The following is a 12,824-nucleotide window of genomic DNA, read 5'->3' on the forward strand; positions in this document are numbered from 1 at the left end:
CTATCGTACGCCGAGACGCGCGAGCGTGCCCTTGGGCACGAGGATCAGCGCCTCGCCCCGGCCGCTCATGCCGCCTGCCGTGTGCCGCGCCTGATCGCCCGAGCCCCAGAAGGTGTCGAAGCGGTTGGCGCCCTTGATCGCGCCGCCGGTATCCTGCGCCACCCACAGACCGGTCGCCTCGCGGCGGTCGAGCCGCAGCCAGACCGGCGCGCCAAGCGGCACGAAGCGCGGGTCCGCCGCCACCGAGGCATGGGCGCGCACCGGCACGCCGAGCGCCCCGAGCGGGCCGTCGCCCTTGAGTTCCTTGAAGAAGACCCACGACTTGTTCTCGCGCATAAGCGCGGCGCCGTCGTTGGGGTTGTCGTGGATGTACTGGATGATGCCCTGCATCGAGCCGGAATATTGCCCCGGTCCCGAACCCACGAGGCCGCGATCGCGCATCACCCCGCCGATGCCGGTGTAAGGCAAGCCATTCTGCCCGGCATAGCCGATCCGCATCACGCTGCCGTCCGGCGCGCGCAACCGGCCCGACCCCTGGACCTGGAGGAAAAAGAACTCGATCGGGTCGGCAACCCAAGCGATCTCCAGCCCCTGGCCGGAGAGCGCGCCCTGCTCGATCGCGGCGCGGTCGTAATAGGGCACGAAGACCCCGCTTACGTCGTAGCGGCCGAGCGGCATGCGTCCGTTGGAAGTAGGCGTAGCATCGCCCGGTTTCGCACGCACTAGGTCACCCGGCATGGAATAGACCGGCACCGTGTAGCCCGGCACCGGCAGGCGCGACCCGGCAATTTCCGGTTCGTAGTATCCGGTCGCGAAGCCCCTGCCGTCGCCGATGCGCGCGGTCTCGAAATAGGTCTGGAAGAACTGCGCGGCAGGCTTACCGCCCCAGCTTGCAGCGGCGGCACAAGCCGCGCGCCAGTCGGCGGGACGGGTAAGGCCGCTGGCATCGTTGCGCACGGTGACGCGCGGGCAGCTCTCGCGGAACGAGGCGAGCGCCGCGGCGGCATCGCTGCCACCCAGTGGCAAGGATGAAACCGCAGGCCCGGCCTTCACTCCTGCGGCAACGGCACTGCCTGCCTGCGGCTGGGCGGACTGGCTCGGCGTCGGCTTCTGCACGGGCGGCCTTGTCGGAGGGCGCGAAGGCCCCTTCGGTCCGGGCACGACCTGCACGCAGGCGGCCAGCAGGACCGGTAGGACGAAGGCGGGCAATCGGCGCCATGGGAAACGCAGTCCCTGCCGCCGCGACATGCTTTCTCCCCGCAAAATCGATCTCCGCAAACTTACAACAGCGCCAAGAAAAACGCCGATAACAACAAGGCCGGACCTTGCGGCCCGGCCTGTCGATCCTTGTGGGATCATGGGTGCGAAATCAACCGCGCGGAGCGGTCAACCGGCGTCGGTTTCGTCGAGCAGCCAGTCGGGACCGGACGAGTTGAGCGAACGGCTGAAGGTCCAGACGTCCACCGCCTCGATCGCATCGTTGAGCGAACCGGCGATCACATGGCCTTCGGCATCGCGGGTGACGGCGGCAATATCCGAACGGAAGCGCAAGGTGATGCGGGCATAGCCGCCTTCCACGCCCGCCGAGACGATCGCCACGTCCTCGATGCGGATCAGGCGGTTGTCCATGGTTTCGCCAGCCGCGACGCGGACATCGATGGCAGCGGCGAAGCTGTCGTAGACGTCGCCATCGCAGAGCGCGCGAAGCTCGGCCTTGTCGCCCTTCCAGAACGATTCCAGGATCAGGCGATAGGCACTGCGCGCGCCTTCGAGAAACGCATAGGCGTCGAAGCGGCGATCGGCGCCGGAGATTTCGGCAAGGCCGCGCTCGACCGAGGGCGGCGCCAGCGGCATTTCGCGCAGGCGCTGGGGCTGACCGATACGGCCGCGCTCGTCGCCCTTTGCCTCAGCCCGGCTGTCGGTCTTGCCATCTGCCTTCGGAGCGGGGACGCGCGGCGCACCGGGCTGGCCCTGGCGGCCTTCGAAGCGCCCCTGGATCGGCTCTTCCTCATGCTCGGCGCGGCGGCCGAGTACCGAATAGAGCCGCAGGCCGAGGAAGGCTGCGATCATGGCCAGGATCACGATTTCCGGTGTCACGTTCCTTTGTCCATCCTTGTGTTGGACGCTTCGGGGGGTTCGGGTGGAGCTTTTCGCCATCCGCCCGAAGGCGCCATCATAGACCCAGATAGGTACGGTTTTCAAATGAACAACGTATGAGCGCCGATTACGGCGTTTTATCCGGTGTTTTTCGGCCGATATCCGGAGCCGGATTTCCGCCTTGGAACCAGCAACGCTTCACGCGCCCGGCTGTTCCATCTGCCTCGTCCGCTGCCGACGGTTCGCGGCGAATCACCCAGACCCGATCCTTCGCCTGCCGTGATGCTCGCCGTTTTCGAACAATTTACGATAGCTGGGGAGTTCCACAGGCCCGCAAAATGCTTTAGGCGCGCGGCCAGACTTTCCATGCGCAGGCCCGCTCGGGGCGATCCGCGTGTTTTTACGGGAACGAAGCAAATGGCCGACGAAGGCAACGTCATCTCCGACCTCAACCTCGGCAACGGCGAGGATTCCGCGCCGGCCGCCGGCATCATCTCGCAGTACGTCAAGGATCTCTCGGTCGAGAATCCGAACGCGCCGCAGAGCTTCTCGTGGCAGGACCAGCCGCAGATCGAAGTGCAGTTCAACATCGGCGCGCGCCAGATCGACGGCGAAGTGCACGAAGTCGAACTGAAGATCACCTGCGCCTCGAAGGGTCCGCAGGGCACCGCCTTCGCGGTCGAGCTGGCCTATGGCGCGCTCGTCGGCATGCGTAACCTCGAAGAAGGCCAGGCCCACGCGTTCCTCTACGCCGAAGCCCCGCGCATCCTCTTCCCCTTCGCCCGCCGCGTGGTGGCCGATGCCGTGCGCGACGCCGGCTTCCCGCCGCTGATGCTGGAGCCGATCGACTTCAACGGCCTCTACATCCAGCAGCTCCAGGCGCAGCAGCAGGCCGACGCCACCCAGGGCGAGCCGGTCGGCCACGCCTGAGCGTCCGCTTGAACGCCAGCTCGAACGGGGCATGACGCACGTTCCTGCAACATCGGCCCGTGCCTCCAGACCGGAGGCGCGGGCCGTTGGCGTATCAGGGCCTTCCCTTTCGGCGATCATCAGGAGCCTGCGGGCATGAACCTTACCAAGGCGCTGGCCAGCGTCGGCGGCCTCACTCTTGCCAGCCGCGTGCTCGGCCTCGTCCGCGACAGCCTCTTCGCCCGCTTCGTCGGCGCGGGTTTTGCCTCGGACGCCTTCCTGATCGCCTTCCGCCTGCCGAACATGTTCCGCGCGCTTTTCGCGGAAGGCGCCTTCGCCTCGGCCTTCATCCCGATGTTCAACCAGAAGGTCGCCGACAAGGACGGGCCGGGGCTGCCTGCGGGCATCGCTTTTGCCGAGCAGGCTCTCGCCGTCCTGCTGCCGATCCTGCTGGCCATGACGGTAGCGCTCGAAGTCTTCGCCTGGCCGGTGACGATCCTGCTTTCCGGCGGCTTCAACGATGTCAGTCACGAGCAGTTCGCCTATGCGGTGACGCTCAGCCGCTTCACCATCCCCTATCTCGCGCTGATCAGCCTGGTCTCGCTGCTCGGCGGCATTCTCAATTCGCTGAACAAGTTCTGGGTCAATGCCGCCGCGCCGATCCTGCTGAACCTCACGCTGATCGTGGCGCTGCTCGGCTTCCATTCGGACGACGCGCTGGTGACGGCGCGCAATCAGGCGATCGGCGTCTCGGTCTCGGGTGCGCTCCAGCTGCTCTGGCTCATGTGGGCCTGCCGCGCCAACGGCGTATCGATGCGCCTGCGCATGCCCAAGTGGAACGCGGACGTGAAGCAGCTGATGAAGCTGATCCTTCCCGCCGCCGCCGGAGCGGGCGCGGTACAGATCAACCTCGTGATCTCGACCGCGCTGGCCGCCAAGCTGCTGGCCCACGGCTCGGTCACTTATATCTACATGGCCGACCGCCTGAACCAGTTGCCGCTCGGGCTGATCGGCATCGGCCTCGGCACCGTGCTGCTGCCGACGATCTCGCGCCAGCTCGGCGGCGGCGAGCACGCGGCGGCGATGGACACGCAGAACCGCGGCATGGAACTCGCCCTACTGCTGACCCTGCCCGCCGCAGTCGCGCTGATCGTCTGCGGCCGGCCGATCGCCGCCGCGCTGTTCGGCTACGGCAAGTTCGACGCGGGCGACGTCGCCCGTACCGCCGAAGCGCTCGCCGCCTTCTCGGTCGGCCTGCCCAGCTACATCCTCGTGAAAGTTCTGACCCCCGGCTTCTACGCCCGCCAGGACACGAAGACGCCGGTGCGCTATGCGATGATCTCGATGGCGGTGAACCTGATCGGCAACCTCGCGCTGATCGTGCCGCTCCAGCACACGGGGCCGCCGCTGGCGACCGCCATCGCCTCCTCGGTCAATGTCGCCATGCTCTACTGGACCTTGGTGAAGCGCGGCCATTTCCAGGCCGATGCCCGCCTGAAACGCCGCGCGCCGCGCCTTGCACTCGCTGCCGTCGCGATGGGCGTGGTGCTGTGGTTCGGCCAGGACCTGCTCACGCCCTACCTCCACGGCACCTGGCTGGTGCGCGGACTGGCCCTCGCCATGCTGGTCTCGGCAGGCGGCGCGGTCTACGCGCTGGCGACGCTGGTGACGGGCGCCTTCACCCGCACCGACCTCGCCCTGCTGCGCCGCCGCCGCGCGGCGTCGTGAGGCTTCCATCCATGTGTGTTTGTGGTATGAGCCCGGCCCATGCAGGACCTTTCGTTCCCGAAGTCTGCCTTTGCTCGCCTCACCTGGCGATGGCGTACGCTCGCGCGCAAGCCGCGCTGACCGCACCTGCATCCGCGCCTCCACGGGCGCCAACTCCACATCCCTGACAACTCACAACTCGCGAAGGACGCATCCATGCGTATCGTCTCCGGCATCCAGCCTACCGGCAACCTGCACCTCGGCAACTATCTCGGCGCGATCCGCAATTGGGTGAAGATGCAGGACGATGTCGCCGCCGAGGGCGGTGACAGCCTCTACTTCCTGGCCGATCTCCACGCGATCTCGATGCCGCACGATCCCGCAACGCTCTCCGCCAATACCCGCGAGATGGTGGCGGCGCTGGTCGCCTGCGGCGTCGATCCCGACCGCTCGATCCTGTTCAACCAGACCCAGGTGCCCCAGCACGCCGAACTGCAATGGCTGCTCAACGGCACCGCCCGCATGGGCTGGCTGAACCGCATGACCCAGTGGAAGGACAAGGCGGGCAAGAACCGCGAAGGCGCTTCCGTGGCGCTGTTCACCTACCCCGTGCTCCAGGCCGCCGACGTGCTGCTCTACCAGGCAACCCACGTTCCGGTGGGCGAGGACCAGAAGCAGCACCTCGAACTCGCCCGCGACATCGCACAGAAGTTCAACAACGATTTCGCTTCGGAAGATGCCCCGGTCTTCACCCTGCCCGCGCCGATCATCCCGCCCGAAGCCGCCCGAATCATGAGCCTGCGCGACGGGTCCTCGAAGATGAGCAAGTCAGACCCCTCGGACATGGCGCGCATCAACCTCACCGACGATGCCGACACGATCATGCAGAAGGTCAAGAAGGCCAAGACCGACCCCGAGCCGCTCCCTTCCGAAAAGGAAGGCCTCGAAGGCCGCGCCGAAGCCCGCAATCTCGTGGGCATCTACGCGGTGATGGCCGGAACCACGGTCGAGGCGGTGCTCTCGGACTTCGGCGGCGAAGGCTTCGGCAAGTTCAAGCCCGCGCTGGGCGAACTGCTGGTGGAGAAGCTGGCGCCGATCAACGCCCGCTTCGTCGAACTGCGCGGCGACCGCGACGCGCTCGATGCGATCCTGCGCAAGGGTTCGGAAAAGGCCCGCGCGCTGGCCGTGCCGACGCTGGACAAGGCTTACGAGGCGCTCGGCCTGGTGCGCTGATCCAACGGTTCAGGCGTCGCCCCGCGATCTCGGGGCGGCGCCTTTCTTACGATTCCAGCCCCAGCAGCTTGGCCCGCCGCCTGATCCACGTCGCGGCGAGCGGAGCGACTTCGCCCAGCGCTTCCAGCCCCTCGCGGTCCCGCTTGTGTTCGCCCGCGATCAGCAGGCCGAAGACGCGCTTCACGCTCCAGTCCGGATAGGGCCGCTCGACCAGCACCATGCGGTCCCCGGCGGCAAGTTCCCCTTCCTCCAGCACCCGGTAATACCAGCCCGAGCGGCGGGACTTCACCACGCGGGCATTGACCGCCGCCCCGTCGAAGCGGTGATCGAGCTTCCAGCACGGCTGGCGCCCCTGGCTCACTTCGACCAGCGCCGTGCCCAGCCGCCAGCGGTCTCCCACGCAGATCTCATCCTCGGTCAGGCCCTCAGTGGCGATGTTCTCGCCGAACGCGCCGTAGCCTGACAGCAACGGATGATCGCCGAGCGACTCGCGCCAGAAGGCGTAATGGTCATGCGGGTAGTGATGGATCGCCTTGTCCACCCCGCCATGGACCGCCAGATCGGCCTGCTCGTCACCATCGAGGCCGAGGCGATGAATCCCCACCGGCCCGGCAACCGGCGTCTTGCCGATGGCGCTGGGTTCATCCTCGCCGCGAAAGGGGCTGACCCTGCCGCATTGAATCGAAAGAATCGGGACGGAAAATGTGTCGGGGGAACTGTTCAACATGCAGAGGGCTTCCTACATGATAATCCTGATCTCAAGCCGTGACTTACGGCTGAATGGCGCAAAGGCCCCGGAATCGCTTCACCGCCGCCATGCCACCATTCAACCGCTATTCAGGGCATTGATATTAAGGCAGAGTCAGAAGGAATCACAGGCCACGCTTGGGAAGGGCGTTTCGGGCCTGTCAGGTTCGTGGAGTGAAACCGATGACAGATAATCCCGGAAACCATCGCGGAAAGCTGAGGCTCGTCGCCGCAGCCGCCCTGCTGATGGCCCTTGCCGCCTGCGCAACGCCCTTCAAGGCCAACGTTTCGCGCTTCCAATCACAGCTTCCGGCCCCGTCCGGCCAGACCGTCGCGGTCGTCGCCGACGATCCCAAGCTGGCGGGCGGCCTCGAATTCGCGACTTATGCCCGGCTGGTGAGCGATCACCTCCAGAAGGTCGGCTACACCACGGTCGACGATCCCGCAAAGGCAACCCTGATCGCCCACTTCGACTACGGCGTCGACAGCGGCCGCGAACGCATCCGGTCCAACCCCGGCATGGGCGGCTACTGGGGCCCGTGGTACGGTGGCGGCTGGGGCGGCCGCGGCTTCTACGGTCGCGGCTGGGGCGGCGGCGGTTGGGGCTGGGGCGGCCCGTGGCGCTACGGCTGGTATGATCCGTTCTTCGACGGCGGCGTGGATTCCTACACCGTCTACACCAGCGGCATCACTCTGAAGATCGACCGCGCAGCCGACAACCAGCGCCTGTTCGAAGGCAAGGCCGAAGCGGTCTCGACCTCGAACCACCTGCAGTACCTCGTGCCGAACCTCGTCGAATCGATGTTCACGAATTTCCCGGGGAATTCGGGTGAAACGGTGCGCATTACGGTCGCGCCTGAAAAGAAGTAGTTACATAAACGAGACGACTGGCTCCCCCTGTAAAGAGGGAGGCACCGAGGGGCGGGTCCGCTGAAATATGCGGGCCCGTCCTTTCTTTTTGCCGTTCCGGCCCGTATCCCCGCCCTTCCGGTTGACCCCCGCCAACCGCACGGGAATGCTCGCCGCCGATGAATACCTTCATGGCCATACTATCACAGCTCTTCTGGGGCGTGACCGTGGGCGCACTTTCCGCAGCGTTCTCAACGCTTGCCAAAGGACTGGCGACCATCGTCGGGATCGGCGGCGTGGGCTGGTATTCGCTCAAGCGACGGCGGGAACGGCGCGGGCGAATCGGGCGGAAGGATTGAAGGCTGAAGGGAAGCAGCAGGGGTTAACACCCCTGCACCCCATTACCGTCTAGGTCAGGTGCGACCTACCCGTTGCGCGCCCATAGCTGCGTCGGGAGACATATTGGCTGCGCCGCAAGGAGCGCACAACGGATAGGGTACGCGCGGCGTCGACATTCCGAGGGTCCGGGGGATCATCCCCCGGTATCTTCCCTCATTCTTCTCAATTCCCCAAAGCAACAACCCCGCCGGTAGACCCGAACCCGCCCTCACCCCGCTCGGTGGATTCGAGTTCGTCCACGGTCAGCCACGCCGCCCGCGTCACCGGCGCCAGCACGAGCTGCGCCACGCGGTCGCCGCGCAGGATCTCGAAGGGCTTCGCGCCGTGGTTGATGAGGATCACCTTCAATTCGCCCCGGTAGTCCGAATCGATCGTGCCCGGTGCGTTGGGCACCGAAATCCCGTGCTTGAGCGCGAGGCCCGAGCGCGGGCGAACCTGGATCTCGAAACCCGGCGGGATCGCCATGGCGAGGCCGGTGGCCACCGCGTGACGGGCGCCGGGAGCCAAGGTCACGTCCTCGGCCGAGACCACGTCCATGCCCGCTGCCCCGTCGGTGGCGTAGGCGGGGAGGTCCAGCCCTTCGCCGTGGGGCAGGATCTTGACGGGAACGGGAACATCAACGGGGGAGTGCATCTGAGAACCTTTCAACGAGGGCGCGCGCGACGTCCTCCTTGGGCATTTCCGGAAGACTGATCACATCGTCCGCGCGCACGATGTGGACCGCATTGACGTCCCCGCCCATCACATCGCCCGACACGTCGTTGGCGATGATCCAGTCGGCGCCCTTGCGTTTGCGCTTTTCGGTGGCGTAGCGGATGACGTCCTGTGTCTCGGCGGCGAAGCCGATCACCAGCGGCGGGCGGTTCGGCCCGGTCGCGAGGGTGGCGAGGATGTCGGGATTTTCGGTGAGCAGCAGCGCCGGGGGGGCCGAGCCGCGCTTCTTGAGCTTCTGGTCGGCGGCCTGAGCGACGCGCCAGTCGGCGACGGCGGCGACCATCACGGCGATGTCGGCGGGCAGCGACTGCCGGACCGCCTCGGCCATCTGCAGGGCGCTTTCCACATCGATGCGGTCGACGCCCGGCGGGGTCGGCAGGTGGACCGGACCGGCGACGAGCGTCACCCGCGCCCCGGCCTCTGCGGCGGCGGCGGCGATGGCGAAGCCCTGCTTTCCGGACGAGCGGTTGGCGATGTAGCGCACCGGATCGATCGGTTCCCAGGTCGGGCCGGCGGTGATGAGGACATGGCGGCCGGAGAGCGGTCCCTCGAATGCCTCGCGCAGCGGGTGCAGCGAATCGGGATCGGTCGCCGGGGCGGCGCGCGCTTCGCCCTTACGGGCGGCGAGCGCGGCTTCCTCGGGCGTGAAGCCGAGGTCTTCATGGCTGAAAGTAATCGCCTTCCTGCCCTTGCCGCGCCCTTGCGAGACCATGCCGCCGGTCAGGCCGCCAAGATCGATATTGCCCGGATCGCGATGTTCGGGTTCGTCGAAGTGCGCGGATGCGAAAGGATCGCTCCCCGGCAGCGGGGCCACTTCCACCGGGCCGAGGCCAAGCGCCCAGGCGATGCGCTGCCAGATCGCCAGCGGGTCGGGCAGGCGACCGGGGCCGTATTCGCCGCAGGCCATAGTGCCTTCGTCCGGCTCCATCACGTCCACGCCCGCATCGCGCAGGGTCTGGACGTTGCGGGTGGTGGCGGCGTGCTGCCACATGCGCACGTTCATCGCCGGGACCGCCATGACCGGTTTGTCGGTGGCGAGCAGCATCGTCGTCGCCAGATCGTCGGCGATGCCTGCGGCCATCTTGGCCATGAGGTCCGCCGTCGCCGGGCAGACGACCACGAGATCGGCCTCGCGGCTGAGCTGGATATGCCCCATCTCGGCCTCGTTCTTGAGGTCCCAGAGCGTGGTGTAGACGGGCTTTTCGGACAATGCGGCCAGCGCCATCGGCGTGACGAAGTGCGACCCGCCCTCGGTCAGGACGCAAGTGACTTCGCCGCCTTCCTTGCGGATCTGCCGGACGAGTTCGCAGGACTTGTAGGCCGCGATGCCGCCGCCGACGACCAGGAGAATGCGTGGTCCACTCATGCTGCGGGCTTGTGCAACAGCGGGCGGGCGGGCGCAATCGGTTTGCGTGTGCCGGGCGGGGATAGCGCCTGCGAAATCAGCGCATCGTGCGCATCCCCACCCCTCTCAGGTTGCCCCAAACACTCCGCTCATCCTGAGCTTGCCGAAGGATGGCGTGCAAGGCGCCCCGCCGCCGGGGGCTCGACAGGCTCAGCCTGAGCGGAGTGGGGATGTCAGCTGGAGAAACGCGCCCGGCAGGCCCGCTATCCGAGCAATGTCCAGTAGGTCACGCCCCAGGCCACGGCGCCGCCGATCAGCGCTGCCAGACCATGACCGATCCATTGGCTCGGTTCGGGCCTGCGCGGGAAGATCAGATCGACTTCCGGCAGCGGCGCCTGCTCCGGCGCGCCGCCCTTGGGCGGGAACTTCTCCTCGATCCGCCGCACCAGCGCGGGCAGGCGGAACAGGGTGCCGAGGTCCTCGCGCAGACGGTCGGCAATGACCGCCTCGGGGCCGAGTTCGTCGCGCAGCCAGCTCTTCACGAACGGCGCGGAAACGTCCCACATGTTGATCGCGGGATCGAGCGCGGTCGCCAGCCCCTCGACCATGACCATGGTCTTCTGGAGCAGCAGCAAGTGCGGCTGGACCTGCATGTCGAAATCGCGGGTGATGGCGAAGAGGCCGTCGAGCATCTGGCCGACCGACAGCTCGGATACCGGCTTGCCCCGCATCGGCTCGCCCACGGCGCGCAGGGCGGTCGCGAACTCTTCCACCGTGTGGTAGCTCGGCACGTACTGCGCTTCGAAGTGAATCTCGGCGACGCGGCGGTAGTTGCCGGTGGTCAGGCCGTAGAGGATTTCCGCCAGCCAGAGCCGCGCCTGCCGGTTGATCCGGCCCATGATGCCGAAATCGATGGCGACGATCGTGCCGTCCGCTTCCACGAACAGGTTGCCCTGGTGCATGTCGGCATGGAAGAAACCGCTGGAGATCGCCTGCGTCAGGAACGTCAGCACCAGCTTGTGCGCCAGCTTGGGCAAGTCGTGCCCGCCAGCGCGCAGACCGGCGAGGTCGCTCATCTTGGTGGCGCCGATCCACTCGATCGTCAGGACCTGGCCGTTGGTGCGGTCCCAGTCGATGTGCGGCACGCGGTAGCCGTGAATGCCCTTCATCGCGTCGGACAGTTCGGAGGCCGAGGCCGCCTCGCGCCGGAGGTCCAGCTCGCGCAGGGTCCAGCGCTTGAGATTGGCGACGACCGCGCGCGGGCGCAGGCGCGAAGCCTCGCCGCCCAGCGCTTCGAGATGGGCGGCGGCCCATTCGTAAGTCTCGACATCGCGGGCGAACTGCTCGCGGATACCGGGACGCTGGACCTTGACCGCGACGGTGCGGCCGTCCGGCGTCACCGCCTTGTGGACTTGCGCGATCGAGGCCGCGCCCACCGGGTTCTCGTCGATCGAGGCGAAGACCTGCTTCAGCGGACGGCCGAAGCTGCTCTCGATCGCCTGGCGGATTTCGGAGAAAGCCACCGGCGGCAGGCTGTCCTGCAAGGTCAGCAGGTTGCGCGCGGGGCCTTCGCCGACGAGGTCGGGCCGGGTCGCCAGCGCCTGCCCCAGCTTGATCGCCGCCGGGCCGATTTCCTGGAAGGCACCGGCATAGTCCGGCTCGACCGGCTGGCGCGCGCCGAAACGGGCGATCCGGCACAGGCGCTTGACCTGGGCCGGGGCGTTGCGGTCATTCTCGATACCGCGCAGCGCGCCGTGGCGTGCGAGGATACGCCCCCACTTGAGGAGGCGCAGGATATGGGTCGTCGAACTGGTCACGGTCTGCGCTTAGACTTTCCAGCCCGAGTGGATCGCGACGAGGCCGCCCATGATCGGCTCGACCTTGGTGTGCTTGAAGCCCGCCGCGCGGATCATCTTCTCGAATTCCGGCATCGGCGGGAAGCGGCGGATCGATTCGATCAGGTAGCGATACGATTCGGCGTCACCGGCGATGGCCTGCCCGATCTTCGGCACCAGATGGTGCGAATAGGCATCGTAGACTTCCTTGAAGCCCGGCCATTCGGTGGTCGAGAACTCAAGACAGAAGAACCGCCCGCCGAACTTGAGCACCCGGTGCGCCTCGGCCAGGGCCTTGTCGATATGGGTGACGTTGCGGATGCCGAAAGCGATCGTATAGGCATCGAAGAAACGGTCGCCGAACGAAAGGACCTCGGCGTTCTGGCGCGACCAGACGAGGCCATCGATGCCCTGTTCCATCGCACGCTCGATGCCGACGTCCAGCATGTCCTGGTTGATGTCCGACACGGTGATCGAGGCGCCCTGCGCGGCCATGCGGAAGGCGATGTCGCCGGTGCCGCCCGCCATGTCGAGGATCTGCTCGCCCTCGCGCGGCTTCACGCGGCGGACGAACTTGTCCTTCCAGAGCCGGTGCATGCCGACCGACATGGCATCGTTCATCACGTCGTACTTGCGTGCAACGCTGGAGAAGACGGCGCCGACGCGCCCTTCCTTCTCCTCGGGGCTGACCTCTTCGTAGCCGAAGGAAACCGTTTCGCTCATGGCGCAGTCCTCTAGCCTCCCGGCCGCGCCTGCGCCAGTCCGTCGCACCGGTTATTTTGTCCTTGGCGTTGGTGAAGGAAGAGAAGGAACGCAGGGGGATCATCCCCCTGCACCCCGATACTGTCGAGGTCGTGCCCTGCCCATGCGTCGTGCGCTCACGGCTGCGTCGGGAGACTTATTGGCTGCGCCGCAAGGAGCGCACCACGGATAGGTAGTGCGCGGCGTCGCCAATTCCGAGGGTCTGGGGGATCATCCCCCAGGACTTC

12 protein-coding genes are annotated in these 12,824 nt (G+C 66.8%); 5 read left to right on the forward strand and 7 right to left on the reverse strand.

What is annotated here, in order from left to right; translation table 11 throughout:
- Positions 1 to 1,248: a murein transglycosylase A gene (gene mltA, locus ACZ1II_RS21205; protein ID WP_465145545.1), complete on the reverse strand. Its 1,248-nt coding sequence runs from the start codon at positions 1,246 to 1,248 to the stop codon at positions 1 to 3.
- 138 nt (positions 1,249 to 1,386) lie between these two features.
- Entirely contained in the window at positions 1,387 to 2,097 is a 711-nt protein-coding gene (locus ACZ1II_RS21210; RefSeq protein ID WP_465145546.1) for a Tim44/TimA family putative adaptor protein, read from the reverse strand.
- Positions 2,098 to 2,514: 417 nt separating this feature from the next.
- Here ACZ1II_RS21210 and secB point away from each other — a divergent pair, with 417 nt between their 5' ends.
- From secB to trpS, 3 genes are all read left to right on the forward strand, one after another.
- Positions 2,515 to 3,027 (forward strand): protein-export chaperone SecB, encoded by a 513-nt coding sequence (gene secB, locus ACZ1II_RS21215; protein WP_465145547.1) that lies wholly within the window; start codon positions 2,515 to 2,517, stop codon positions 3,025 to 3,027.
- Between the two features lie 135 nt (positions 3,028 to 3,162).
- A complete protein-coding gene (gene murJ, locus ACZ1II_RS21220; RefSeq protein WP_465145548.1) occupies positions 3,163 to 4,734 on the forward strand; it encodes a murein biosynthesis integral membrane protein MurJ in 1,572 nt (523 codons plus the stop codon).
- Positions 4,735 to 4,929: 195 nt separating this feature from the next.
- Positions 4,930 to 5,946: a tryptophan--tRNA ligase gene (gene trpS / locus ACZ1II_RS21225; protein ID WP_465145549.1), complete on the forward strand. Its 1,017-nt coding sequence runs from the start codon at positions 4,930 to 4,932 to the stop codon at positions 5,944 to 5,946.
- Between the two features lie 46 nt (positions 5,947 to 5,992).
- Here trpS and ACZ1II_RS21230 read toward each other — a convergent pair whose 3' ends face one another.
- Positions 5,993 to 6,673 (reverse strand): MOSC domain-containing protein, encoded by a 681-nt coding sequence (locus tag ACZ1II_RS21230; protein ID WP_465145550.1) that lies wholly within the window; start codon positions 6,671 to 6,673, stop codon positions 5,993 to 5,995.
- 203 nt (positions 6,674 to 6,876) lie between these two features.
- Here ACZ1II_RS21230 and ACZ1II_RS21235 point away from each other — a divergent pair, with 203 nt between their 5' ends.
- Together ACZ1II_RS21235 and ACZ1II_RS21240 are read left to right on the forward strand one after the other, a co-directional pair.
- Positions 6,877 to 7,563, forward strand: coding sequence for a DUF4136 domain-containing protein (locus ACZ1II_RS21235; protein ID WP_465145551.1), 687 nt, complete (start codon positions 6,877 to 6,879; stop codon positions 7,561 to 7,563).
- Positions 7,564 to 7,733: 170 nt separating this feature from the next.
- Positions 7,734 to 7,901, forward strand: coding sequence for a hypothetical protein (locus ACZ1II_RS21240; protein WP_465145552.1), 168 nt, complete (start codon positions 7,734 to 7,736; stop codon positions 7,899 to 7,901).
- Positions 7,902 to 8,103: 202 nt separating this feature from the next.
- Here ACZ1II_RS21240 and dut read toward each other — a convergent pair whose 3' ends face one another.
- The 4 genes from dut to ACZ1II_RS21260 form a co-directional block, all read right to left on the reverse strand.
- Positions 8,104 to 8,574: a dUTP diphosphatase gene (gene dut, locus ACZ1II_RS21245; RefSeq protein WP_465145553.1), complete on the reverse strand. Its 471-nt coding sequence runs from the start codon at positions 8,572 to 8,574 to the stop codon at positions 8,104 to 8,106.
- Positions 8,558 to 10,021: a bifunctional phosphopantothenoylcysteine decarboxylase/phosphopantothenate synthase gene (locus ACZ1II_RS21250; protein ID WP_465145554.1), complete on the reverse strand. Its 1,464-nt coding sequence runs from the start codon at positions 10,019 to 10,021 to the stop codon at positions 8,558 to 8,560. The genes dut and ACZ1II_RS21250 overlap by 17 nt, the downstream gene beginning before the upstream one ends.
- Positions 10,022 to 10,263: 242 nt before the next feature.
- Positions 10,264 to 11,817, reverse strand: coding sequence for a 2-polyprenylphenol 6-hydroxylase (ubiB, locus tag ACZ1II_RS21255; RefSeq protein ID WP_465145555.1), 1,554 nt, complete (start codon positions 11,815 to 11,817; stop codon positions 10,264 to 10,266).
- A gap of 9 nt (positions 11,818 to 11,826) precedes the next feature.
- Positions 11,827 to 12,558, reverse strand: a complete 732-nt coding sequence (locus tag ACZ1II_RS21260) for a class I SAM-dependent methyltransferase (protein WP_334181658.1) — start codon at positions 12,556 to 12,558, stop codon at positions 11,827 to 11,829.
- Positions 12,559 to 12,824: the final 266 nt, after the last annotated feature.

It is taken from the genome of Novosphingobium sp. BL-S-20 (assembly GCF_055521635.1).